Annotated in this window: 23 protein-coding genes; 18 read left to right on the top strand and 5 right to left on the bottom strand. The window is 36.1% G+C overall.

The genetic code is table 11. The annotated features are described in order from the left end of the window. Positions 1-10 precede the first annotated feature (10 nt). From rnpA to nudC, 4 genes are read left to right on the top strand one after another with little or no spacing between them, the layout of a single operon-like run. Positions 11-367 carry a ribonuclease P protein component gene (gene rnpA, locus J3U57_RS04725; RefSeq protein ID WP_267333579.1) on the top strand — a complete coding sequence of 119 codons (357 nt, stop codon included), beginning with the start codon at positions 11-13 and terminating at the stop codon, positions 365-367. After that, the gene (yidD, locus tag J3U57_RS04720) at positions 334-657 is read left to right on the top strand and encodes a membrane protein insertion efficiency factor YidD (protein WP_323849446.1); all 324 of its coding nucleotides are present in this window, start codon (positions 334-336) and stop codon (positions 655-657) included. Before rnpA ends, yidD begins: the two co-directional genes overlap by 34 nt. Further along, positions 657-2,285, top strand: a complete 1,629-nt coding sequence (gene yidC / locus J3U57_RS04715; RefSeq protein WP_267333578.1) for a membrane protein insertase YidC — start codon at positions 657-659, stop codon at positions 2,283-2,285. The genes yidD and yidC overlap by 1 nt, the downstream gene beginning before the upstream one ends. A 60-nt stretch (positions 2,286-2,345) precedes the next feature. Beyond that, entirely contained in the window at positions 2,346-3,149 is an 804-nt protein-coding gene (gene nudC / locus J3U57_RS04710) for an NAD(+) diphosphatase (RefSeq protein ID WP_267343966.1), read from the top strand. Between the two features lie 33 nt (positions 3,150-3,182). On the opposite strand, the gene J3U57_RS04705 is transcribed toward nudC, so the two are convergent. The 3 genes from J3U57_RS04705 to hemB all read right to left on the bottom strand — a co-directional run bounded on the left by J3U57_RS04705 (position 3,183) and on the right by hemB (position 6,322). Then, the gene (locus tag J3U57_RS04705; RefSeq protein ID WP_267333576.1) at positions 3,183-4,148 is read right to left on the bottom strand and encodes a hypothetical protein; all 966 of its coding nucleotides are present in this window, start codon (positions 4,146-4,148) and stop codon (positions 3,183-3,185) included. A gap of 91 nt (positions 4,149-4,239) precedes the next feature. Next, positions 4,240-5,010 (bottom strand): hypothetical protein, encoded by a 771-nt coding sequence (locus J3U57_RS04700; protein WP_267343965.1) that lies wholly within the window; start codon positions 5,008-5,010, stop codon positions 4,240-4,242. A 301-nt stretch (positions 5,011-5,311) separates the two neighbouring features. Further along, positions 5,312-6,322 carry a porphobilinogen synthase gene (gene hemB / locus J3U57_RS04695; protein ID WP_267333574.1) on the bottom strand — a complete coding sequence of 337 codons (1,011 nt, stop codon included), beginning with the start codon at positions 6,320-6,322 and terminating at the stop codon, positions 5,312-5,314. A 185-nt stretch (positions 6,323-6,507) separates the two neighbouring features. Between hemB and rpsU the strand changes: the two genes are divergently transcribed. From rpsU to J3U57_RS04625, 14 genes are all read left to right on the top strand, one after another. Next, positions 6,508-6,723, top strand: a complete 216-nt coding sequence (gene rpsU / locus J3U57_RS04690) for a 30S ribosomal protein S21 (RefSeq protein WP_024495180.1) — start codon at positions 6,508-6,510, stop codon at positions 6,721-6,723. Positions 6,724-6,864: 141 nt separating this feature from the next. Further along, complete coding sequence (dnaG, locus tag J3U57_RS04685) at positions 6,865-8,646, top strand: DNA primase (RefSeq protein WP_267333573.1); 1,782 nt, start codon at positions 6,865-6,867, stop codon at positions 8,644-8,646. A gap of 85 nt (positions 8,647-8,731) precedes the next feature. Beyond that, a complete protein-coding gene (rpoD, locus tag J3U57_RS04680; protein WP_267333572.1) occupies positions 8,732-10,573 on the top strand; it encodes an RNA polymerase sigma factor RpoD in 1,842 nt (613 codons plus the stop codon). A 65-nt stretch (positions 10,574-10,638) separates the two neighbouring features. Continuing rightward, entirely contained in the window at positions 10,639-11,610 is a 972-nt protein-coding gene (locus J3U57_RS04675) for a bile acid:sodium symporter family protein (RefSeq protein ID WP_267333571.1), read from the top strand. 68 nt (positions 11,611-11,678) lie between these two features. After that, entirely contained in the window at positions 11,679-13,193 is a 1,515-nt protein-coding gene (gene pitA, locus J3U57_RS04670) for an inorganic phosphate transporter PitA (RefSeq protein WP_267333570.1), read from the top strand. A gap of 65 nt (positions 13,194-13,258) precedes the next feature. Beyond that, positions 13,259-13,711: a universal stress protein UspA gene (uspA, locus tag J3U57_RS04665; protein ID WP_267333569.1), complete on the top strand. Its 453-nt coding sequence runs from the start codon at positions 13,259-13,261 to the stop codon at positions 13,709-13,711. A 183-nt stretch (positions 13,712-13,894) separates the two neighbouring features. Then, on the top strand, positions 13,895-14,650 hold the full coding sequence (locus J3U57_RS04660; protein WP_267333568.1) for an SDR family oxidoreductase: 756 nt from the start codon (positions 13,895-13,897) through the stop codon (positions 14,648-14,650). 140 nt (positions 14,651-14,790) lie between these two features. Beyond that, positions 14,791-15,120 (top strand): hypothetical protein, encoded by a 330-nt coding sequence (locus J3U57_RS04655; protein ID WP_065633901.1) that lies wholly within the window; start codon positions 14,791-14,793, stop codon positions 15,118-15,120. A 346-nt stretch (positions 15,121-15,466) separates the two neighbouring features. Continuing rightward, positions 15,467-17,923: a bifunctional aspartate kinase/homoserine dehydrogenase I gene (gene thrA, locus J3U57_RS04650; protein ID WP_267333567.1), complete on the top strand. Its 2,457-nt coding sequence runs from the start codon at positions 15,467-15,469 to the stop codon at positions 17,921-17,923. Then, positions 17,924-18,862, top strand: a complete 939-nt coding sequence (gene thrB / locus J3U57_RS04645) for a homoserine kinase (protein ID WP_065633899.1) — start codon at positions 17,924-17,926, stop codon at positions 18,860-18,862. It abuts the gene before it with no gap. Positions 18,863-18,958: 96 nt separating this feature from the next. After that, entirely contained in the window at positions 18,959-20,248 is a 1,290-nt protein-coding gene (gene thrC, locus J3U57_RS04640) for a threonine synthase (RefSeq protein WP_267333566.1), read from the top strand. A 237-nt stretch (positions 20,249-20,485) separates the two neighbouring features. Further along, positions 20,486-20,938, top strand: coding sequence for a transcriptional regulator NrdR (gene nrdR / locus J3U57_RS04635; RefSeq protein ID WP_065633897.1), 453 nt, complete (start codon positions 20,486-20,488; stop codon positions 20,936-20,938). Between the two features lie 8 nt (positions 20,939-20,946). Beyond that, positions 20,947-22,074: a bifunctional diaminohydroxyphosphoribosylaminopyrimidine deaminase/5-amino-6-(5-phosphoribosylamino)uracil reductase RibD gene (gene ribD / locus J3U57_RS04630; protein ID WP_267343964.1), complete on the top strand. Its 1,128-nt coding sequence runs from the start codon at positions 20,947-20,949 to the stop codon at positions 22,072-22,074. 42 nt (positions 22,075-22,116) lie between these two features. Continuing rightward, positions 22,117-22,590 (top strand): hypothetical protein, encoded by a 474-nt coding sequence (locus tag J3U57_RS04625; RefSeq protein ID WP_267343963.1) that lies wholly within the window; start codon positions 22,117-22,119, stop codon positions 22,588-22,590. A 116-nt stretch (positions 22,591-22,706) separates the two neighbouring features. On the opposite strand, the gene J3U57_RS04620 is transcribed toward J3U57_RS04625, so the two are convergent. Together J3U57_RS04620 and J3U57_RS04615 are read right to left on the bottom strand one after the other, a co-directional pair. Next, positions 22,707-23,147: a PTS sugar transporter subunit IIA gene (locus J3U57_RS04620; RefSeq protein ID WP_267333563.1), complete on the bottom strand. Its 441-nt coding sequence runs from the start codon at positions 23,145-23,147 to the stop codon at positions 22,707-22,709. 55 nt (positions 23,148-23,202) lie between these two features. Beyond that, the gene (locus tag J3U57_RS04615) at positions 23,203-24,621 is read right to left on the bottom strand and encodes a PTS fructose transporter subunit IIC (protein ID WP_267343962.1); all 1,419 of its coding nucleotides are present in this window, start codon (positions 24,619-24,621) and stop codon (positions 23,203-23,205) included. Positions 24,622-24,632 lie beyond the last annotated feature (11 nt).

Raw genomic sequence — 24,632 nt, 5'->3', positions numbered from 1 at the left:
TTAAAGTTGAGTGATTAAATTCACTTTTCCTCGGGAGTTACGTTTACTAACTCCCTTTGATTTCAATTATGTATTCCAAGAATCTGTTCGAGCGGGTTCGCCATTTCTTACTTTAGTTGCACGAAAGAATACTTTAAACCATTGTCGTTTAGGTTTTGCCATAGCTAAAAAGCAGATCAAACGATCGCATGAACGTAATCGCATTAAGCGGTTAGCGAAAGAGTATTTTCGTCACCATCAACACCAGTTTCCTAATATTGATTTTATTTTGATGGCTAAATCGCCAGCGATAGAATTAGATAATCAAAAACTTGTTGCGACGTTAGAGAAACTATGTCAACGAATTATCGAAAAACAAAGCGTCTAGATAAAATTGTATTAATTATAAAACAGCACATTATTGCATGTAAGACTTTGATAGTTAACATTTTTATTTTATTTATTCGTTTTTATCAGCGTATTATAAGCCCACTATTTGGTCCTAAATGCCGCTTTACGCCAACATGTTCACAATATGCAATAATTGCACTAAGACGCTTTGGAGTGATAAAAGGTGGTTGGCTAACGGTCAAACGTGTATTAAAATGTCACCCTTTACATGAAGGAGGAGAAGATCTTGTTCCTCCAAAAACTAAAACCAATAGAGAAAAACACTAATGGGATCTCAACGTAATATTTTAGTCATTGTTTTACTTTTTGTATCTTTTTTAATTTGGCGAGCATGGGAAGATGATCATGCACCTAAACCGCCGATTACGAATCAATTAACTCAGCAAGTAAGTGAAGAAGATTCCAATACAGATTTTACATTAGGTAAGACAATTACTGTAAAATCTGATGTGCTGTCACTAACTATTAATACCTATGGTGGTGATGTGCAGGCGGCTCAATTATTAAAATATGAGCAGACTTTACATTCAGGTACGCCTTTTCAATTACTGACTTCACGACCTGATTTTATTTATATCGCTGAAAGTGGCTTAACCGGTAAAGATGGTCCAGATAATGCCTCTCAAGGTTCAAAACGTCCGATATATCAAACTGAGCAAACAGAATATGTTTTAGCTGATGGACAAGATGAATTACGTGTACCACTTACTTATCAAGTCAATGGTGTGACTTATACCAAGTACTACATCTTACATCGCGGTAATTATGCTATCGACGTTCAATACGACATTAACAACCAAAGTGGTTCACCTGTTGAAGTTTCAATGTACGGTCAATTAAAACAAACTATAAAATTACCTGACGATGCAACAACTGAAGGTGGCGGCGGCTTAGGGTTAAGTGCGTTCCGTGGTACTGCTTACTCAAGCTCTAGTACCAACTATAGCAAATACAGTTTTGATGATATTAAAGATAAAGCATTAGCGGTCGAGACTCAAACAGGTTGGGTTGCAATGTTGCAACACTACTTTGCGTCAGCTTGGGTGCCGGCTCAAGATCAAAGCAATCTTTTTTATTCACGTGCTACAGCTAAAAATTCACAAGCAACAATTGGTTTTAAAGGGCAATCGACAGTGATTCAAGCGGGTAGCTCAGAATCGATTGCAGCTAAATTATGGTTAGGTCCAGAAATTCAAAGCCAATTGAAACAAACGGCAAATCACTTAGATTTAGTTGTCGATTATGGTTGGTTATGGTTCTTATCACAACCACTATTTTATCTACTAAAATTTATTCATAGTTTTATTGGTAATTGGGGCTTTTCAATTATTGTTATCACCTTTATTGTACGTGGTATTTTATTCCCATTAACGCGTGCTCAATATCGTTCTATGGCAAAAATGAAGTTACTGCAACCTCGCTTACAAGCTTTAAAAGAGCGTTATGGTGATGATAGACAAAAAATGAGCATGGAAACCATGGCACTTTATAAGCAAGAAAAAGTGAATCCATTAGGAGGGTGTTTACCTTTAATTATCCAAATGCCGATTTTCTTGTCATTGTTCTATATGTTAGGTAATACTGTTGAACTGCGTCATGCACCGTTTGCGCTTTGGATTTATGACTTATCCGCACAAGATCCATACTATATTTTACCGTTGTTAATGGGCGGAACTATGTTCTTAATTCAAAAAATGTCACCAACACCTGTGACTGATCCATTGCAACAAAAATTAATGACTTATATGCCATTAATCTTTACAGTATTCTTCTTATGGTTCCCGTCAGGTTTAGTTTTATACTATATCGTAAGTAACTTATTTACGATTGCTCAGCAACGTATAATTTACTGGGAACTTGAGAAAAAGGGACTTCACGAAAAGAAAAAGAAATAATATTAATTGTAAGGAGGGGTAAAACCCTCCTTTTTAATTGTTATTTTTGGTGTAATTGATATGAACATTCAGCAACGATTTAAGTTAACTGGTAACGAAAGCGGTTATTGGTTTGTAAGTAAAAATGGACGACTATGGTTACCTAATGGTGAGGTACCAGTCGGTCGTGCAAACGATTTCTATTTTAATGATTTACTTGCTCAGCCGATAGGGGAATGGCAAGGACAAACTGCATGGTTAATTTGCCAAGAAATGAGCCATTCAATGAGTTCAATCAGACCATTGCTGGGCAATAGTGATCAGACATTATTTAACATGGCGGGTCGTGCTGTACAATTATCTGAATTTTATCGTTCACATAAATTTTGTGGTTATTGTGGGCATGAAATGTATATCAGTAAAACAGAGTGGTGCTGTATGTGTGCGAATTGTAAAGAGCGCTATTACCCACAAATCTCACCCTCTATTATTGTCGCTATTCGCGATAAAAATAAAATTTTATTAGCTAAGCATGTCAGACATAATCAAGATAATTTATATACGGTATTAGCTGGTTTTACAGAAGTTGGTGAAACGATGGAAATGGCCGTTGAGCGTGAAGTATTTGAAGAATCACAAATCAAAATAAAGAATATTCGTTATGTCGGATCGCAACCTTGGCCTTTTCCTAATTCACTTATGATGGCTTATTTAGCTGATTATCAAAGTGGTGATATTACTATTGATAAAAATGAGCTTGTCGACGCTAATTGGTATCACTATACCGAGTTACCTAAAATTCCGGAATATGGCACCATAGCAAGAAGGTTGATTGAAGATACTATCGTACTTTGCCGTGAATATGACGAATTTGGTGAAAATTAATCATATTCACGTTAATATCAATAGGCATATGACCTATTGATATTCAATTGTTCTTGTTAAGTTAATGGTTTTGGATTCTTCACCTGAAGTAACGCACACCGCTTTGGTCCAGTCGCTGTTTTCATTATAATCAGAGTAAGTACATGTTTCAGTTAATTCTACTTCCTGTTGGTTCTTATCGTTAATAATGATGTCACCATTTGATGCTAATTTAAATGTTTTGGTAATCGTTTTTTCAAGTTGATTGTTAGCGTTGTACACGATGTCTTTTTCTTGTGCTAAAACAGGAAATCTTGTTTTGTTATCAACAGGTACATAGGCATTATACAACACGAGTTCGACACGATCGTTTTCATAAACAATTTTACTATTGAAAATAACGTTATTTTCGGCGAAATGTGATAGATTTGTTTCAATCAGATGCCCTTGTTCATCAAATTCAGAACTGGCAACAATATCACCATCATTGTTTTTCATACCCAAAATATTTTTTTCTGAATCAAAAGTAATATCATATTCATTTTTGGTATTGTTCATGCCATAAATGTATTTAGCTGTATCATAATTAACTTCACCATGAAGACCTTCTAAATTGTAATTAGCTACATAACCTTGTGCATTATAGTTAATGATTTTATTACTCTTTGCTGAACTTTGGATTTTTTGTTGTTTAATCAGTTTATTATTGGGTAATAATTCTGGTTCAGTATGAAAAAGATAGCTGTTAATAATACTGAGTGTTAATTTTGGGGTAGATTGTTGTGATGGTTTGGTTATTTGTTCATCTGAGTTTACCGTTGAAGGCGCATTAGATGTCGTTACGGTATTTGTGGTATCAGCAGATGTGTTTTGATCGGTATTACTTTTGCTATTGTTGTTAGTCTCAACACTTTTATTGGTTGTTGTGTCGGTTGTTGTGCCATTTTTTTTATCATCACAGCCTATTAATAATGCGGTGCCTAATAAACAAATGGAGATATAAGTTATGTAATTTTTCATATTATTGGCTCTATTTATGTTAATATTTAAAAGATATTATTTCTTTAGTTTCAATTGTTAATATTTCAAATCATCAATTCATCTATTCTTTTTAATGGCTTTGACACCAGATCGCCAGAGCATCACAGTTCCATTGTTTCATCATGGTGCACCAGGTTGATCGCCAGCTCCTTATTGTGTTATCGGTTAATTTTAGTTTTTTCTCAAGTTGTGCATTAGTTTCGCCAGCAACAAGTAAATCGATAAATTGCAACCATAATTCGGGTTTAGGCAAACGATTTAATTTGGTGCCGTTTAAAATATTAAAACTATGCCGGCATCGCTTGCAACGATAACAAGTACGACTCCCAACTTTGGTGGTATCGGTTGAACCACAGTGTATACACGTTGGGTTTTGTACATTGAGCAAAGCTGTTATTTTTTCACTCACGACTTTATGTTGTTTAATCAAAACCGGATTTAAGCAGCTCTGTTGTTTTTTGGTATACCATTGATACAATGCGTGATAATGCGATTTTAAATAATCAATCATCGCGTGATCTCGTCGCATCACTTTCTCAACTGAGCATCCTAAATTGTTAGCTATGGTATTATAGCTTTGATTTTGAATACGGTTAATAAAAATAATTTCTAACCAATTAAAGGGCGTTAGCCGACTAAAAGGTGTATTGACTGCTACAGTAAAATATTTATAACACGCTTTACATCGATAAGTTGTGGTGGGTTTGGAGCGAATCAAATAAAATTCATTTTTGCCACAAAATGGACAAGCATCAATATGTTGAGATGTTATTTTTTCTAGATCGTGACGAAAAGCATTTAGCTGCTCATGCAATTCTAGTGGTATGAGTTCATCGATCATTCATTGTTTACTCCCTTATCCCTTATCTGCCTAAATATTATCAGATTTTTACATAAACATATAGCTTTCCTTAAACTTTTTTACATTATTTAACTCGCTGATGCACGAAAGTTATAAATAGCTTTAGCAAGTAATCAAAGAAATAAATTGAGCCTATGCACAGCATATTAGATTGGTAAGTAAATAAAAAGGTAGTTGAGTATTGATAATGGTAAGTTGCTTTAATTTAACCCCTATAACGGCAAGTAAAATCGACATTAACGTTTGAATGCTAATTGTCGATTTTAGTTAATTTGAAAAATTATTGATGATTTAACCATTCTGCGACTTGTTTAGCAAAATACGTTAATATGCCATCAGCGCCTGCGCGTTTAAAGCAAAGTAACGATTCCATTATGGCTGCTCTTTCATCTAACCAGCCATTGTCAATAGCTGCTCTTAACATGGCATACTCTCCGGATACTTGATAAGCAAAAGTCGGTACGGCAAAATTGTCTTTTACTCTTCGTACAATATCAAGATAAGGCATACCGGGTTTTACCATAACCATATCAGCCCCTTCACTAATATCTTGATAGATTTCTTGTAGTGCTTCATCACTATTTGCAGGATCAAGTTGATACGTTTTTTTATTGCCACCTTTGATATTTTTGGCAGAACCAACCGCATCGCGAAAAGGCCCGTAAAAGCTAGATGCATATTTGGCGGAATAGGCCATTATTTGTGTATTAACTAATTGCTGTTGTTCTAATGCATCACGTATAGCGCCGATACGCCCATCCATCATATCGCTTGGTGCTATAATATCTGCACCTGCTTGTGCCTGCATTAATGCCTGTTTAACTAAAGTTTCAACCGAGATGTCATTTTGTACATAACCTTGTTCATCAATGATGCCATCTTGACCATGAGTTGTATAAGGATCTAACGCGACATCTGTTAATATGCCAAGTTCTGGTATTTCCTTCTTTAGAGCCTGTATCGCTCTTGGCACTAATCCATTTTCATTATAAGCTTCTTCAGCCAGTAAGGATTTTTGCGCAGGGTCAATGGCTGGAAAAAGTGAAACAACAGGAATACCTAATTTAGCAATTTCTTGCGCTTCTTTTAATAAGACGTCAATACTCATACGATTCACTTTAGGCATTGATGAAACGGGCTGTGTAATGTTTTTCCCTTCCACAATAAAAACAGGATAAATTAAATCGTTAACTGTCAGTTGATTTTCAGCAACTAAACGTCGACTAAAATCCTGATAACGATTGCGACGTAAACGTCGTTGCGGATATTGACCAGTAAAAAATAATGACATAACACTACCTAACTATCTTTGTAAAGAATTGCTTTATTATCGGACTGTGTTACGAGATTAGCAAATTAATTTGTTATGGCGTAATAATTCGATATTTTACTTTACAACATAGTTATATTAGAGGTAAAATTGCGCACTAATTTTTAGTCCTTTGTGATATTAAACAAATTTGAGGTGAGAGGCACATGCCAGTAATTAAAGTACGTGAAAATGAACCTTTCGATGTAGCTTTACGTCGTTTTAAACGTTCTTGTGAAAAAGCAGGAATTTTAGCTGAAGTTCGTAACCGCGAGTTTTATGAAAAACCGACGACAATTCGTAAACGCGCTAAAGCAGCAGCTGTTAAACGCCATGCTAAAAAATTAGAAAGAGAAAACGCTCGTCGCACTCGTCTATACTAATATTTATACAGAAAATTATCATTGATATAAAAAATCAATTTTATCTATTTTTGATATAAAGAATTTTTAACAAGCCGTACCCATAGATACGGCTTGTTGTCTTTGTGTAATGCCAACATTGATATCGGTTGAATTTTTATCATGAAAGGTCTTATTCCTCGCGATTTTATTTTAGATTTGATTGCTCGCACCAATATTCTTGATGTGATCGGCAAACGCGTCAAAATGAAAAAGAAAGGAAATAACTACTTTGGTTGTTGCCCTTTCCATGATGAAAAAACGGCCTCTTTTTCACTCAGTGAAAAAAAACAGATTTACTATTGTTTTGGCTGTGGTGCATCTGGCTCTGTTGTTAATTTTTTAATGCAATATGATCGTTTATCGTTTCCTGAAGCGATAGAAGAGTTAGCCAGTATGCAAGGAATTCGTGTTCCTTATACTGATACGGATAATAAGCAAGATGATCAAGCGAAACATATTGAATCACGTAATGTCCGTAAAGACCTGTATACACTGATGGCAAAAATCACTCATTTTTACCAACAGCAGTTAGCATTACCTACCTCGATTGATGCACAACATTATCTTGAGCAACGAGGTCTAAATCATGAAATTATCGCTAGATATAAAATTGGCTATGCACCTAATGAATGGCGTTTAACTTCGCAAAATGTAGTGAAAAGCAATGCCGAGTCAACATTGTATAATCAGGCCGGAATGTTAGTTACTAATGATAATGGCAACCAATATGATCGTTTTCGAGGACGCATTATGTTTCCTATTCGTGATAGGCAAGGTAATGTAATTGCATTTGGTGGGCGAACAATCATTAATGATTCGGCGAAGTACATTAATTCACCCGAAACACCAATCTTTCATAAAGGTTTTCAACTCTATGGACTTTATGAAGCGCAAGAAGTCAACCGAAATCCTGAAAAACTTATTGTTGTTGAAGGGTATATGGATGTGGTTTCGCTAGCACAATATGGTATAGATTATGCGGTAGCTGCGTTAGGTACTTCGACGTCGGAAGAGCATATCAAATTATTGTTTAGAGCAAGCGATTCAGTCATATTTTGTTATGATGGTGATAATGCCGGACGCAGTGCTGCTTGGCGGGCATTGAATGTTTTATTACCTTGCCTGATTGATGGTAAAAAAATTACCTTTGTTTTTTTACCTCAGGATGAAGATCCTGATAGTTTTGTACGTAAAGTTGGTAAAGATGGATTTGAAGATTATCTGAAAACTGCGCCAACTTTATCTGAATTCTTATTTGATGAATTGCTTAAACAAGTTGATTTGAAAACAGCAGAGGGAAAAGCAAAATTAAGTTCTTTAGCGATTCCTTTGTTAGATCAAATTAAAGCCAAAGCGTTTCGATTAAATTTATTGCAACAACTTGGGCGTTATTTGGGGTTACTTGATGTAACTCAAATAGAGCAATTAATGTCGACAAGTCGTCAAAAAGGCGAAGATAAAGTGACTGAGATAGCACCTGCATCTCAGATGAAATTAACCACTATGCGTATTTTGATTGGTTTATTGATTCAATATCCGAATCTTGCCAAACAAGTGACTGATATTGCAGTTATGCGCCAAGTTAAATTAGCTGGTATTGATATTTTTATTGAATTGCTTGAATTATGTCAGCGTTACCCAAATATAACTACTGCACAGATATTGACTGAATGTATTAATAGACCGTTTTATAAGCAATTAAACCGGTTGGCAACATTTGAGTACCATTATCAAGATGAGGAAGTAAGCTCAATTTTTTCTCATACTTTAAAAGAGTTGTATGATAATATACTCACCCAAAGACAAGATGAACTTATCGCAAAAGAGAGAGTCTCAGGCTTAAGTACTGCAGAGAAAAAAGAATTAGCGACGCTTATACTTGTTTTATCAAAAAAAGACTAAATATACTGGGTATAGGTAATATAAAACTTTTTAAGTTATACCTATACAATATACATGACCGAATAACTAAATGTGGACACCTTTTATGGAGCAAAATTCTCAATCACAGTTAAAACTCCTGATCATCCGAGGTAAGGAGCTAGGATACTTGACCTATGCTGATGTCAACGATCACTTGCCAGAAGAAATTATTGATTCAGATCAGATTGAAGATATTATCCAAATGATTAATGACATGGGGATTCAGGTATTAGAAGAAGCCCCAGATTCTGATGAGTTGTTACTTTCAGATAATGTCCCTGATGAAGAAGCGGTAGAAGCGGCAACAGCATTAGTATTATCAAATGTTGAGTCAGAAATAGGTCGAACAACTGATCCTGTGCGTATGTATATGCGTGAAATGGGTGCGGTTGAACTATTAACTCGCGAAGGCGAAATTGACATAGCAAAACGCATTGAAGATGGGATTAACCAAGTTCAAACTTCGGTATCAGAATACCCAGAAGCTATCACTTATCTTTTAGAACAATATAATCTAATTGAAAGTGGTGAAGTTCGTTTATCTGACCTCATTACCGGTTTTGTGGATCCTAATGCTGAAGAGTCAACAGAAGAGTTACCTGAAGAACTTGAAGACAGTGAAGCAGAAATTGAGCTTGATGATAGCGATGATGAAAACGAAGAAGAAGAGGGAGACTCTTCAGCCGATGATGATGTATCTATCGATCCTGAAGTTGCTAGAGCTAAATTTGCTGAATTAAAAGAACAGCATGATAAAACATCTGAAGCGATCAAAAAGTATGGTCGTGCGCATAAAAAAGCACAACAAGAGATCGAAAATCTATCTGAAATATTTAAACAATTCCGTTTAGTTGGCAAGCAATTTGATATTCTTGTTAACAATATGAGAAGTATGATGGATCGTGTCAGAGCGCATGAACGTGCGATTATGAAGATCTGTGTTGAGCAATGCAAAATGCCGAAAAAGCAATTTATGACGCATTTTACTGGCAATGAAAATAATATGAGCTGGTTCAATAAAGCATTAACTGCTAAAGGTGCTTTTGCGGCAAGCTTAAAAGAGTTTGAAGAACCCATCCAAGCTGAAATTAACTTATTACAGCAAATCGAAATTGAAACCAATCTTTCGATAGAGCAAATTAAAGATATTAATCGACGAATGTCGATTGGTGAAGCGAAAGCTCGTCGTGCTAAAAAAGAGATGGTAGAAGCCAATTTACGTTTGGTAATTTCTATTGCGAAAAAATATACCAATCGTGGATTACAATTCTTGGATCTTATTCAAGAAGGTAATATTGGTTTGATGAAGGCAGTTGATAAGTTCGAATATCGACGTGGTTATAAATTTTCAACCTATGCAACATGGTGGATTAGACAAGCAATCACTCGTTCAATTGCTGACCAAGCAAGAACAATTCGTATTCCGGTTCATATGATCGAAACCATTAATAAATTGAATCGTATTTCACGTCAAATGTTACAAGAAATAGGGCGTGAACCAACACCGGAAGAGTTATCAGAGCGTATGCAAATGCCGGAAGATAAAATCCGTAAAGTACTCAAAATTGCTAAAGAGCCAATTTCGATGGAAACACCAGTTGGTGATGATGAAGATTCACATTTAGGTGACTTTATCGAGGATACTGCACTTGAGCAACCATTGGATGCGGCAACTTCTGAAAGTTTACGAAGTGCAACACGTGATATCTTATCTGGATTAACGCCAAGAGAAGCGAAAGTATTACGTATGCGATTTGGTATTGATATGAATACCGATCATACGCTTGAAGAAGTTGGTAAACAATTTGATGTAACACGTGAACGTATTCGTCAAATTGAAGCTAAAGCTTTACGTAAACTACGTCACCCTAGTCGTTCTGACGTACTTCGTAGCTTCTTAGAATAATTATTTTTACCCATTTATATCGCCACTTTTGTGGCGATTTTTTTTGACTTATTATACTCAACGCCATGAATATACTACAACGTTTTAAAATTGATCCTTTTTTGCTAACACTGATTTGTGTTGTTATCACAGCTAGCTTTTTTCCTTGTGAAGGGCAAACAAAAGTTGTGTTTCAATACTTGACCACCTTTGCAATTGGTTTGCTTTTTTTTATGCATGGCGCAAAACTTTCATTAGATGCCATCATAACTGGCATAAAAAATTGGCGTTTACATCTATTCATTTTTAGCACTACTTTTATCATTTTTCCTGTACTGGGAATAATGATGCATTTTTTAGTCCCCACTTTTTTATCACAAGAACTTTATCAAGGATTTGTTTACCTTTGTGTATTACCTGCAACCGTGCAATCTGCAATTGCGTTTACTTCAATCGCAAGAGGCAATGTCGCTGCTGCCATTTGTAGTGCATCGGCATCGACATTATTGGGTGTATTTATTACTCCAATATTAGTGGGTTTATTAATGAATACACAATCATCAGGCTCTATGAGTATGCTTGATGCAATTTCATCTATTATGTTAAAGCTAATGTTACCTTTTATTCTTGGTCATTTATCCAGACGTTTTATTGGTAAATGGGTAGATAAATATAAAAGTGTCATTTCTAAAACTGATCGTATTTCGATTTTATTGGTGGTTTATGTTGCTTTTAGTGATGCGGTGGCAAATGGTATTTGGTCAGAAATTAGCTTACTATCACTGGTACAAATAATTTTCTATTCAATTGTGTTATTAACCATTGTATTACTTATTACTACGTATGGTTCACGGTTGCTTGGTTTTAATAAAGAAGATGAAATCACCATTGTGTTTTGTGGTTCGAAAAAAAGTCTAGCAAGTGGTATTCCTATGGCAAGCGTTATCTTTCCTATTTCTGTTATGGGAATAATGATTTTACCATTGATGATTTTTCACCAAGTTCAATTAATGATTTGTGCAGTATTAGCTGCTCGCTATGCCAAACGAAAAATATAAAAATTGTTTTGCTCATTGCTTAATTCTCAAGGATAATAGAAGCGCTATTAACAACAGAAAGATATATTATGTTACATCTATTTGCTGATTTAGAATTTTCCACCATTGTATTACTAGTTTTGGCGCTATTTTTTGTGCTTTTTTATGAAGCAATTAATGGCTTTCATGATACAGCTAATGCGGTTGCAACAGTCATTTATACTAGAGCATTAAAAGAACAGCTTGCCGTTTTTATGGCAGGTATGTTTAATTTTTTTGGTGTTTTGCTCGGTGGTCTTAGTGTCGCTTATGCTATAGTGCACCTATTACCAACTGATTTATTGCTTAATGTAAGTTCATTACATGGGCTTGCGATGGTGTTTTCTATTCTATTTGCCGCTATCCTTTGGAATTTAGGTACCTGGTATGTTGGGCTTCCAGCATCGAGTTCACATACGCTGATAGGCTCAATTATTGGTGTGGCAATTGCAAATGCATTTATTATGGATACCTCAATTATTGATGCATTAAATATTCCGAAAATGTTACAAATCTTCTTGTCCTTAATTATTTCTCCTGTTGTTGGGCTTGTGCTTGCAGGATTAATGATTTTTTTACTGCGAAAGTATTGGACTCGTAAAAGCCAAAGTAAAAAAAGCAGTAAAAAACGTGAACGTATCTTTATGACGCCAGAACAACGTGAAAAACTTTACGGTAAGAAAAAACCACCATTCTGGATCCGCATAATGCTTATTATATCTGCCGCTGGTGTAAGTTTTTCACATGGCGCTAACGATGGGCAAAAAGGTATTGGTTTATTAATGCTGGTCTTAATGGGCATTGCTCCTGCTGGGTTTATTGTTAATATGGGCGCATCTACTTATGAAATTACCAATACCCGTAATGCGATTCATAATATTCAAGAGTACTTTGTAACACATAATGATGATCTGATGAATGTTATTGGTAAACAACCCGCTTTAGATACTAGTATTCCTGAAGGCGACCTGAATAAGTACCATTGTGATTATTCCCGTTCATTTATCACTTTAGGCATTGCTAATAATTTATTCAATAAAATTAATGATTATGAATCCTTAACCGTCGAGCAACGTTCACAAACCCGACGTATATTATTATGCTTATCTGATACGGTTTCTCACGTGGCTAAGCAACCCAATGTCTCTTCACAAGATAAACAATATTTAAAATCATTAAATGATGATTTACTTAAAACTATTGAATACGCACCAATTTGGATAATTATTGCTGTAGCGTCTGCATTAGCGGTTGGAACAATGATTGGTTGGCGACGTGTCGCTATTACTATTGGTGAAAAAATTGGTAAAAAAGGTATGACTTACGCACAAGGCGTATCAGCACAAATTACTACCGCATTATCTATTGGTATTGCGAGTTATACCGGTATGCCAGTTTCAACTACTCAAGTACTTTCTTCCTCTGTTGCAGGTACAATGATCGTTGATGGTGGTGGTGTGCAAAGTAAAACGATTAAAAATATTGCATTAACTTGGATATTAACCCTACCAATATCGATTTTGTTATCTGGCTCACTTTTTTGGCTTGCTCAAAAATTAATTTAGTAGTAAAAATAGAGTACTGATTTTAACTTAACTAGGACGTTAACAATAAGAAGGAGTAAAGTATCATGGCTTATAAACATATATTAGTCGCAGTTGACTTATCACCTGAAAGTGAGGTTCTTGTCGAAAAAGCAGTCTCTATGGCTAGACCATATAATGCTCAAGTATCCTTAATTCATGTTGGTATTAACTATTCAGATCTTTACACTGGTTTAGTTGATATCAATATGAATGATATGAAAGATCGTATTACTGAAGATGCGCATCTTGCATTGAATAAATTAGCCGATGATGCTGGATACCCGATTGCACATACTCTTTCTGGAAATGGCGAGTTTGGTCAAGTCTTAATTGAAGCTATTCATGAATATAGTATTGATTTGGTCGTTTGTGGTCACCACCAAGACTTTTGGAGCAAGTTAATGTCTTCTGCTCGTCAGCTTATCAACAATACCCATATTGATACATTGATAGTTCCTCTAAAAGATGAAGAGCCTTCTGAAGAAACAGCCAAATGAACCGCTAAATATCAACCCGCTTAACTAGCGGGTTTTTTTATATTTTAACAATCCTTTTATCTTAAACAAATTTTTTTAAAAATACGGCTTAATCTATTTATTTAATTGCCACTTTTTGTCTATTCATTTAATAATTTAAAGAATATACTCAGATTTAATATTTAGAATATAAGGAGATTTATTATGAATATCGCATTAGTTACCGGTGCCTCTTCTGGATTTGGTCAGGCTATTTGTCGTAAATTGATTGATGATGGATATAAAGTCATTGGTGTGGCAAGGCGCGCAGATAAATTACAAAAGTTAGCAGAAGAATTAGGTGCTAATTTTTGTGCATTGCCTTTAGATGTCACTAAAAAAGATGCCGTAGAATCAATCTTGTTACAATTGCCTAAAGAGTTTCAACCTATCGATATTTTAATAAATAATGCAGGATTAGCCTTGGGATTAGAACCCGCTTATCAAGCTAATTATGAAGATTGGGAAACAATGGTTCAAACTAACATAGTTGGCTTAATTCATTTGACTCACCATCTTTTACCTGGCATGGTTGAACGAAACTTTGGTTACATAATTAATCTTGGCTCTGTCGCAGGGACTTATGCTTACAAAGGTGGAAATGTCTATGGCGCAACAAAAGCCTTTGTTAAACAATTTAGTGCGAATTTACGTACAGATTTGTTAGGCAAAAAAATTAGAGTCACAAATATAGAGCCTGGATTGTGTGGTGGGACTGAATTTTCTAATGTCAGATTTCATGGTAATAATGAACAAGCAGCAGCCGTGTATGAAGGGGTTGACTATATAACACCTGAAGATATTGCTAACACTGTTTCATGGCTGGTTAACACACCAACACATTTTAATGTCAATGCACTCGAAATTATGCCAGTTGCTCAAGCTTCTGCTGGATTAGCCGTTTATAAAGAAACTAAATAGATAATTGACGTCGATATTGGATAAACAATATCGACGCGGTTTAATGTTAAAAAAATAGATATGGTTAACAAAATAGACTTGCACTTCTGTCAATGGATTGCTATCCTTTTCCCTTGTAATTTTGATTGAGGTTAATGGTAATGACATTTACTGAAGTAACGAAAACATTTGCGACAAGCTTGCCGGGTACAGATAGTTATGTAAAACTGCGTAAAGCTATGCGTACATTGATTCAAGAAGATCCAAACAATGCTTCAGTTTATTTTTTGATCTTTGGTTTTGCGCGTACTTATGTCATGTTATATGAAGATCAGGAAGTTTCACCAAAATTCGCCGAAGAGAATCAAAAAGTTATGCTATCTTATCTTAATATTCTTGATGAAGCGTTAAAAAAACAAGACGCTAAAACTCTTTATCAAGCTTTGAATAAGGTAGTTAATGAGTACGAAAATAGCAAAAAAGTATTTTAAATAACAGCCTGACATGAAAGTGTCGGGCTGTTTTGTTTAGAGTAAAAACTAATTAGGAAAAATGATGACAATGTTAATGATCATTTCAGGCATTATTGGCACCTTAGGCACTATTATTCACTATAGGGCGGGTTGATTTTTCCTTAAAAAAATATAAAAAACCCGCTGAAAAAAGCGGGTTTTTAGTTTATATAAAACATGTTCAAGAACCTTAAAAATAGGCATTTGAAAAAAATAATATAGCTCAAAATGATACGCCTGTTTTCAAAAACTATTCAGTGGTTTAGGTAAACGGGTATTTTGAATTTTAATTGGCATAAATTAGGATAATAAGTAAAGGTGTGATATGAAAGTTTTGAAATTTGGCGGGACCTCTGTCGCTAACGCAGAACGTTTTTTGCGAGTTGCAGAAATTATTGAAAATAATGCTAAGCAAGAACAAACTGCAACAGTTTTATCTGCACCAGCTAAGATTACTAATCATCTGGTTGCGATGGTTGAAAAAACCGTAGCAGGGCAAGATATACAGAATAATATTTATGATGCTGAAAAAATATTTGCTGATCTATTAGCCGGTATCGCAAAAGAACACCCTAATTTTGCCTACGATAAAATGAAAAGTTTTGCTTTAGATGAATTAAATAATATCAAGCAATTATTAGAAGGCATTCGTTTATTAGGGCAATGTCCAGATAGCATTAACGCTTCAATTATTTGCCGAGGCGAAAAACTATCAATTGCTATCATGCAAGAGTTGCTCAAGGCAAAAGGGCACTTAGTCACAGTAATTAATCCTGTCGCAATGCTCATTGCTGAAGGCGGTTATCTAGAATCTACCGTCGATATAGCAGAATCCTCACATCGCATTAGCGAAATGCATATTCCACAAGATCATATTATTTTAATGCCAGGTTTTACCGCTGGAAATGATAAAGGCGAACTTGTTGTGCTTGGTCGTAATGGTTCAGATTATTCCGCATCAGTATTAGCCGCCTGTTTGCGTGCAAGTTGTTGTGAAATTTGGACCGATGTAGATGGCGTCTATACCTGTGATCCGCGAATTGTGCCAGATGCTAAATTGCTTAAAACCATGTCTTATCAAGAAGCGATGGAACTGTCTTATTTTGGTGCTAAAGTGCTTCACCCTAGAACCATTTTGCCGATTGCACAATTCCAAATCCCATGTTTAATTAAAAATACCAATAACCCAGATGCACCCGGCACACTCATCGGTGCAAATGTTGTTGATTCAACAACCCCAGTAAAAGGCATCACTAACTTAAATAATATGGCGATGATTAACGTATCAGGCCCAGGCTTAAAAGGTATGGTTGGTATGTCGGCGCGTGTTTTTTCCGCTATGTCTTACGCGGGTATTTCGGTTGTTCTCATTACTCAATCTTCCTCAGAATATAGTATTAGCTTTTGTGTACCACAAGCAGAGCTCTATCGAGCAGAAGAAGCATTAGGTGATGAATTTTATTTAGAATTAAAAGATGGATTATTAGAGCCAATTGAAGTCATCGAAAAACTAGCGATTATTTCAGTTGTGGGTGATGGAATGCGCACTTTACGTGGACTTTCTGCTAATTTCTTTACAGCATTGGCTCGCGCCAATATTAATATTGTTGCCATTGCTCAAGGTTCGTCCGAGCGCTCAATTTCGGTTGTAGTTGATAATGATGTTGCAGTGATGGGCGTAAGAGTTACTCATCAAATGTTATTTGGTACCGATAAAATGCTGGATGTTTTTGTAATTGGTGTTGGTGGCGTGGGTGGTGCGCTTATTGATCAAATTGAGCGACAACAAAAGTGGCTCAAAAATAAACAAGTTGATCTGCATGTTTGCGGGTTATTTAACTCTAAGCACGGTGTACTTAATCGAGATGGCATCAATCTGACAAATTGGCGAGAGCAAATAAAACAGAGTGAAACAAGCTATACTTTAGATAGCATAATTGAATTTGCTAAGAATAACCGATTACTCAATCCAATTTTAGTTGATTGTACATCAAGCAGTGAAGTTTCTGATAAATATGCTGACTTTTTGGCTAATGGATTCCATGTTGTTACGCCAAATAAAAAGGCTAATACCAGTTCAATGGCTTACTATTTACGTTTACGTCAAGAAGCCGCTAAAAGTAAACGTAAATTCCAATATGATACCAATGTTGGGGCAGGACTCCCTGTTATTGAAAATTTACAAAATCTACTTAATGCCGGTGATGAGCTAATTAGATTTTCAGGTATATTGTCTGGTTCATTATCCTTTATTTTTGGTAAGCTTGATGAGGGTATGTCACTATCTGAAGCAACAAAACTTGCTAAAGAAAAAGGTTTTACTGAACCCGATCCTCGTGATGATTTATCAGGTACCGATGTGGCAAGAAAATTATTGATTCTAGCCAGAGAAGCGGGTTTGCAGCTTGAGCTTGATCAAATTAATGTTGAATCCGTTTTACCAGAACAATATGCACAAGGTAATGTGGATGAATTTATGGCTAAATTACCGCAACTTGATGCTGAGTTTAAATTAAAAGCCGAGCAAGCAGCAAAACAAGGTAAAGTATTACGTTATGTTGGTAGTATCGAAAATAATCAATGTAGCGTTAAAATCGAAGCTGTTGATAGTGATGATCCACTTTACAAAGTGAAAAATGGCGAGAATGCATTGGCATTTTATACCCGTTATTATCAACCTATTCCACTGGTATTACGGGGTTATGGTGCAGGCAATGATGTAACTGCAGCCGGTGTCTTTGCTGATATTTTACGTACGACATCAGGCAAGATTGGAGGCTAAATGAAACAGCAATCTTTAACGGTTTATGCACCAGCATCAATGGCAAATATTAGTGTAGGTTTTGATATTTTAGGTGCGGCAATTCACCCCATTAGTGGGGCGATGCTAGGTGATTGTATTACTGTTGCGCCCGCTGAAGAATTTACTCTTACCAGTAAAGGGCAATTTGTAAAAAAATTACCGCGCGATCCAAAATACAATATCGTTTATCAATGTTGGCAACGATTTTGCCAAGCTATGGGTAAAACGTTACCCGTGCATATGACCCTTGAAAAGAATATGCCAATTGGTTCTGGTTTAGGTTCTAGTGCTTGTTCTGTCGTTGGCGCTTTTGTTGCTTTAAATGAATTTTTTGATAAACCGTTTAACGAGTTTCAAATGTTGTCAATGATGGGTGAACTTGAAGGTCGAATTTCAGGTAGTGTACATTATGATAATGTAGCGCCTTGTTATTTAGGTGGTTTACAACTTATTATTGATGAAATCGGGACAATCAGTGAGTCGATTCCGCACTTTAACGATTGGTACTGGGTAATGGCTTACCCGGGGATTAAAGTGTCGACAGCTGAAGCGCGTGCGATTTTACCTGCTCAGTATCAAAAAGCTGACTGTGTTGCGCATGGTCGCTATGTAGGTGGATTTTTGCATGCTTGTTATACTCAGCAACCAAAATTAGCAGCGGCAATGTTGGTTGATAATATTGCTGAACCTTATCGTAAACAGTTACTACCTAACTTTGATCAGACGCAAAAACGTGTTAAACAGCTGGGTGCGTTAGCATCGGGTATTTCGGGTTCGGGTCCAACAATGTTTGTCATTGCTGATAAACTTGAAATTGCTCAGCAAATTGAAGCATTACTCAAAAGTGATTATTTACAAAATGATGAAGGTTTTACCCATATCTGTAAAATAGATACACAAGGTGCAAGAGTTATTTAAAATCCTATAAAAAGCGTAATTGAAAAAATTATTTTTTTGGTTGATAGATAATAAAACGAATAAATTATTACAGCATAAATATAACTGGAACATATTATGAAATTGTACAATTTGAAAGATCATTCGCAGCAAGTTAGCTTTTCCCAAGCTGTGCAACAAGGATTAGGAAGAGGGCAAGGTCTATTTTTCCCGCAAGAATTACCAAAATTTTCTGAAAATGAAATTGAAGCATTATTAAAACTGGATTTTATAACTCGTAGCGCCAAAATTTTATCGGCGTTTATTGGCGATGAAATTAGTCAGGATGATATGTATCGATTAGTTAATAATGCTTTTCAATTTCCAGCGCCGGTCAAATCGGTTGAAGCAGATATTGGTTCATTAGAGTTATATCATGGTCCAACACTTGCGTTTAAAGATTTTGGTGGACGTTTTATGGCACAAGCGTTAGTGCAAGTGGCTGCGGATAAACAAATTACGATATTAACAGCAACTTCGGGTGATACAGGTGCCGCAGTGGCGCATGCTTTTTATCATTTACCTAATATTCGTGTTGTCATTTTATATCCCGAAGGAAAAATTAGTCCATTACAAGAAAAGCTATTTTGCACCTTGGGCGATAATATTCATACTATCGCTATTAAAAGTGACTTTGATGCGTGCCAAGCCTTAGTTAAAAAAGCATTTGATGATGAAGAGTTAAAAGCGCTAATTGGATTAAATTCTGCAAATTCGATTAACATCAGTCGTTTACTGGCACAAATTTGTTACTATTTTGAAGCTTATGCTCAACTGACACCAGCGCAACGTCAACAATTAGTGATTTCAGTGCCTAGTGGTAACTTTGGTGATTTAACAGCCGGTTTATTGGCTAAAACAATGGGGTTACCAATTAAACGTTTTATTGCTGCAACGAATGCAAACGACACGGTGCCACGCTATTTAGAAACTGGAAAGTGGGAGCCTCATGCAACAGTTGCTACGCTTTCTAATGCTATGGATGTGAGTCAACCGAATAACTGGCCTCGTATTGAAGAGATTTATCGTCGCGAAGGCTGGGTGTTAAAATCACTTGGGCATGCGGCGGTGTCTGATGAAGTTGCTTCACAAACGGTAAGAGAATTAGATAAAAAAGGTTATTTGTCTGAGCCTCATGGTGCGATTGCTTATCGGGCATTACGTGATCAGCTGCAAGCAGGTGAATATGGATTGTTTTTAGGTACGGCTCATCCAGCAAAATTCAAAGAGGTGGTTGAAGATATTCTTGGTAAATCAATTCCACTGCCTAAAGCATTAGCTGAACGTGCAGATATGACACTACTTTCGCATCATATGCCAAATGATTTTGCCAAATTACGTGATTTTTTAATTAATTTATCTTGGTAAAATTAGTTCCGCTGCCAATCGGTGGCGGATTATTCTTTATCATCAAATATGGTTTAGCTAATTTCAGTTATTTATTTTGCTATTAAATTTATCCTCACGATTTTTACATTCAATCACATATACATTATTTTAGTAAACGCTAATCAATAGTATTTATTTTGCTGTTTAGACATATCTTGTTTAAATCACTATTTTCAGCTATTGTAATATCAATTAGGCCATTATAAGGATATTGTTATGTACTGTCCGTTTTGTAATGCAGATGATACAAAGGTGATTGATTCGCGTCTTGTTGGTGAAGGTTATCAAGTCCGTCGTCGTCGTCAATGTGTTGAGTGCAATGAGCGTTTTACCACATTTGAAGTGGCTGAATTAATTATGCCTAATGTGATTAAAAGCAATAAAGTTCGAGAACCATTTAATGAAGATAAGTTGCGTAATGGAATAAAACGAGCGCTAGAAAAACGCCCAGTTAGCTTTGATGCGATCGAAGATGCAATTACGCGCATAAAATCAAAAATCAGAGCTACCGGTGAACGTGAAGTGCCAGCAAAATTAATTGGTAGTTACGTTATTGAAGAGTTAAAAAACCTCGATAAAGTCGCTTATATACGTTTTGCATCAGTTTATTTTAGTTTTGATGATATAGAACAATTTAGTAATGAAATTGCTAAATTACAACAAAAATAATGACCCTTATGACAACGCCTTACGATACCGATCAACTTTATATGAATCAAGCCATTGAGCTTGCTAAACTTGGTCGCTTTACTACAACACCTAATCCCAATGTCGGTTGTATTATCGTTAAAGATAATCAGATTATTGGTAAGGGGTACCATCAAAAAGCGGGGCAACCCCATGCGGAAGTTTATGCTTTGCAAATGGCGGGTGCTAATGCCGTAGGTGCAACTGCATATGTAACATTAGAGCCTTGTAGTCATTTTGGACGCACTCCCCCTTGTGCCGATGCCTTAATCAAATCAGGGATAAAGCGTGTTGTGATTGCTATGCAAGATCCTAATCCTAACGTGGCCGGTAATGGTATTAAACGTTTACAAGATGCTGGTATAGCGGTAACTGTTGGTGTTTTAGCTGACCAAGCGGATGCGATTAATCAAGGTTTTTTAAAACGTATGCGCACAGGCTTACCTTTTGTCCAACTTAAACTGGCTGCTTCGTTAGACGGAAAAATCGCCATGGCATCAGGCGAAAGTAAGTGGATAACCTCAAACAAAGCCAGAGAAGACGTACAACAGTTTCGTGCTCAAGCCAGTTGTATATTAAGTACCCGTAAAACAGTACAAACCGATAATGCAAGTTTAACCGTTAGATATCACCAATTACCCGATGACATACAGAAAATCTACCCTGTAGACAAGATTAGACAACCCATTAGAGTAATTATTGATGGTCAACATCAACTAACCGGCGATGAAAATATTTTCCAACAACCCGGTGAAACTTGGGTTGTACGAAAGCAAAATTTATCGATTGCAATGCCTAATACATCGTTGATTGTAGAGCCTTCAGCTAATCAGTATATTGATTTAAACGTTTTACTCGAAAACTTAGCGCAAAAGCAGATAAATAGTGTTTGGGTTGAAGCAGGTGCACACCTTGCTGGTGCGTTAATTGAACAAAATTTAGTTGATGAACTGATTATTTATTATGCGCCAAAATTGCTAGGTCATAATGCTAACGATATGTGTATTTTACCCAATTTGCAAAAATTATCCCTAGCTCCTCAATTTCAATTTGAATCAGTTGCAGCAGTTGGTGAGGATATGCGCGTTATTCTAAAAAGAAAATCATCTGCAATTTGATGACAGTTCAATTCCCTATTTTGAAAAAAGGAAAACGTTAATTTGAATAGTGAACGGCGTCCTTTGTATAAAAAAAACAGCTTTAACAAGCTGGATATCGATTATTTTTTTACGTTAGATGAGTATCAAATTATCGATGATTTTATTTATGCGGATATATCTGGAATAGCAAAAGTATGTGGTTATCAAATTCTGTTTTTTTATATTTTGGGGCATGTTGAAGTATTATCACTGGAAGATGTGGTGGAGAACACGTTTTTACGTGATAAAGCTAATCAAATTTTAACTTATCTAGGCTTTGATTTTAAAATGGGGCATCCGTTTGAGTTAACAGATGAGTTTAATCATAATTTTAAGTTCAAAGACTCTATTGATGACGATCAGGTGCGTTATTACTATGACTTTGACGAGATGTTAATTGTTTTAGGTATTAATTGGCAGGGATTTTTAGTTTCATTCGAAATGGTAAAAGATAAGACAATTATCCATAATCGCCTGAAAAATTTTTATTCATAAATGAACTGTATTTTCTATTGCAAAAACGAACTGTGCTCAGTTGAGTAACGGCATCTATTGTTAATAAGATGCCGATACCTCTATGAGTTAAATGCGAATACTTGATTCGGTGATTATCATGAATTACCTTGAAGAATGGCTAATAGTTGTTCTGGTGTTTTTACGGCTAAGATGCGCTCAAGTGTATCGTCTGCAATTACGGCACGTGTTAATTTACGTAAGATATCTAAGTGCTCATTTGATTTAGCTGCAATGCCAACGACAACATAAGCAATATTATTATCTTCATCCCACTTGATACCTTGTGGATAATAAATCACTTTAAGTCCTGTTTCGATAACACTATCACGTTTTTCGGTTGTGCCATGTGGAATTGCTATACCATTACCCAAAAAAGTCGAAATTTGAGCATCACGATCGAACATTGCTTGAGTATAATCATTTTTGACTAATCCCGCGTTAATCATCTTTTCAGATACCGCTCTTATCGCCTCTTGTTTAGAAAAAGAGCCATCTATGATTGAAATATCATTGACATTAAGTTTTAAATCGCTCATTTGTTATCCTTATTTTGTTAGTCTACCGCTGATGAGCGGTAGACTAATTTGTTGATTATACTGTTGCTTTATTGGCTAATTTTTTGTTTTGTGCCATACGAACTAAACCTAATAAAATAGCGCCAACTATTGCACCCGCGAAAATGCAACCTACCCATAAAAATGGTTTATTGACCAGTGGCAGTACTAAAAAACCACCGTGAGGTGCAGGGACTTGAATTTGGCATAAAAAGGTTAAAACAGCTGCAATAGCAGACGATAACATCATAATTGGAATCACGCGCAATGGATCTTTTGCTGCAAAAGGTATTGCCCCTTCCGTGATGTGTGTTGAACCCAAAATATAATTGACCAGTCCAGCTGCACGCTCTTCTTCAGTAAAGGCTTTATCGCGGAAGATTGTTGTTGAAAAAGCAATAACAAACGGGGGTGCAATACAAGCTGCAGAGACACCAGCCATAAAATAGAAATTGCCTTCACCTAATAACATGGTACCTGTTACGTAAGCGGCTTTATTTACTGGGCCACCAAAGTCGAATGAACACATCGCACCAATAACAATACCTAATAAAACAGGATTAGCAGATTGCAGTGATTCGAGGAAAGACTTCATGGCATTATTTACTGTCGCAATCGGACCACCGAGTAAAAACATACCTGCACCAATCACAAATACGCCAATGAGTGGCATAATGAAAATGGATTTAAGCCCTTCAAATGAACGTGGAAGTCCATCTAACAATTTTTTGACAAACAGCATTAAATAACCGGCAGCAAAACCAGCAATAATCCCACCAAGGAACCCAGCTCCGGTGATATTAGCAATCAGTCCACCGACAAACCCGGCAACCATTCCTGGTCGGCCAGCTATAGAGTACGCTAAGAAACCGGTAAAGATAGGAACCATAATGCCAAACGCTTGCCCACCAATTTTCATTAATAACGCGGCAAATTCATTATATTGAGCATTATCAGGGTTAGCTGAATATATCCCCCATAAAAACGATAACGCAATTAAAACCCCGCCAGCTACCACAAAGGGTAACATGTTCGAAACACCGCTCATTAAGTGTTTATAAATTTGACGACCAATGGATTCTTTAACTTCTATCTGGTTAGATGATGAATTGGATTTGTCTGAATTGTTATTTTTGCCTTTACGGATGGGAACAGCGCCTGATGTGATTTGTTCAATAAGTACTTTAGCTTTATGAATACCATCTTTAACAGGTACTTCAATAACAGGTAAACCATTAAAGCGGTCAGGGTTGACATCTTTATCAGCAGCAATAATTACCCCAATTGCCTCGCTAATATCTGCGTCTGTAATAGCGTTATCAACACCGCCTGCGCCATTGGTTTCTACTTTTATTTCAAAGCCAGCTTTTTCGGCAGCGCTTTTTAAGGCTTCTTCCGCCATATATGTATGTGCAATACCAGTTGGACATCCTGTGACAGCTAATATTTTTCTCATAATGCTCTCCT

It is taken from the genome of Gilliamella sp. B3464 (assembly GCF_026536145.1).
Taxonomy (GTDB): Bacteria; Pseudomonadota; Gammaproteobacteria; order Enterobacterales; family Orbaceae; genus Gilliamella.
The sequence above is the reverse complement of the archived record's forward strand: the minus strand, read 5'-3'. Positions and strand labels throughout refer to the sequence as shown.

Bases quoted from the DNA above. Each gene is read 5' to 3' on its own strand.
- J3U57_RS04660 (WP_267333568.1), top strand. From the start codon at position 13,895: ATGAATATCGCATTAGTTACCGGTGCCTCTTCTGGATTTGGTCAGGCT.
- J3U57_RS04615 (WP_267343962.1), bottom strand. From the start codon at position 24,621: ATGAGAAAAATATTAGCTGTCACAGGATGTCCAACTGGTATTGCACAT.
- J3U57_RS04675 (WP_267333571.1), top strand. From the start codon at position 10,639: ATGAATATACTACAACGTTTTAAAATTGATCCTTTTTTGCTAACACTG.
- thrC (WP_267333566.1), top strand. From the start codon at position 18,959: ATGAAATTGTACAATTTGAAAGATCATTCGCAGCAAGTTAGCTTTTCC.
- J3U57_RS04705 (WP_267333576.1), bottom strand. From the start codon at position 4,148: ATGAAAAATTACATAACTTATATCTCCATTTGTTTATTAGGCACCGCA.
- dnaG (WP_267333573.1), top strand. From the start codon at position 6,865: ATGAAAGGTCTTATTCCTCGCGATTTTATTTTAGATTTGATTGCTCGC.
- pitA (WP_267333570.1), top strand. From the start codon at position 11,679: ATGTTACATCTATTTGCTGATTTAGAATTTTCCACCATTGTATTACTA.
- uspA (WP_267333569.1), top strand. From the start codon at position 13,259: ATGGCTTATAAACATATATTAGTCGCAGTTGACTTATCACCTGAAAGT.
- nudC (WP_267343966.1), top strand. From the start codon at position 2,346: ATGAACATTCAGCAACGATTTAAGTTAACTGGTAACGAAAGCGGTTAT.
- ribD (WP_267343964.1), top strand. From the start codon at position 20,947: ATGACAACGCCTTACGATACCGATCAACTTTATATGAATCAAGCCATT.
- rpsU (WP_024495180.1), top strand. From the start codon at position 6,508: ATGCCAGTAATTAAAGTACGTGAAAATGAACCTTTCGATGTAGCTTTA.
- nrdR (WP_065633897.1), top strand. From the start codon at position 20,486: ATGTACTGTCCGTTTTGTAATGCAGATGATACAAAGGTGATTGATTCG.
- J3U57_RS04655 (WP_065633901.1), top strand. From the start codon at position 14,791: ATGACATTTACTGAAGTAACGAAAACATTTGCGACAAGCTTGCCGGGT.
- thrA (WP_267333567.1), top strand. From the start codon at position 15,467: ATGAAAGTTTTGAAATTTGGCGGGACCTCTGTCGCTAACGCAGAACGT.
- yidD (WP_323849446.1), top strand. From the start codon at position 334: ATGTCAACGAATTATCGAAAAACAAAGCGTCTAGATAAAATTGTATTA.
- yidC (WP_267333578.1), top strand. From the start codon at position 657: ATGGGATCTCAACGTAATATTTTAGTCATTGTTTTACTTTTTGTATCT.
- rpoD (WP_267333572.1), top strand. From the start codon at position 8,732: ATGGAGCAAAATTCTCAATCACAGTTAAAACTCCTGATCATCCGAGGT.
- hemB (WP_267333574.1), bottom strand. From the start codon at position 6,322: ATGTCATTATTTTTTACTGGTCAATATCCGCAACGACGTTTACGTCGC.
- thrB (WP_065633899.1), top strand. From the start codon at position 17,924: ATGAAACAGCAATCTTTAACGGTTTATGCACCAGCATCAATGGCAAAT.
- J3U57_RS04700 (WP_267343965.1), bottom strand. From the start codon at position 5,010: ATGATCGATGAACTCATACCACTAGAATTGCATGAGCAGCTAAATGCT.
- J3U57_RS04620 (WP_267333563.1), bottom strand. From the start codon at position 23,147: ATGAGCGATTTAAAACTTAATGTCAATGATATTTCAATCATAGATGGC.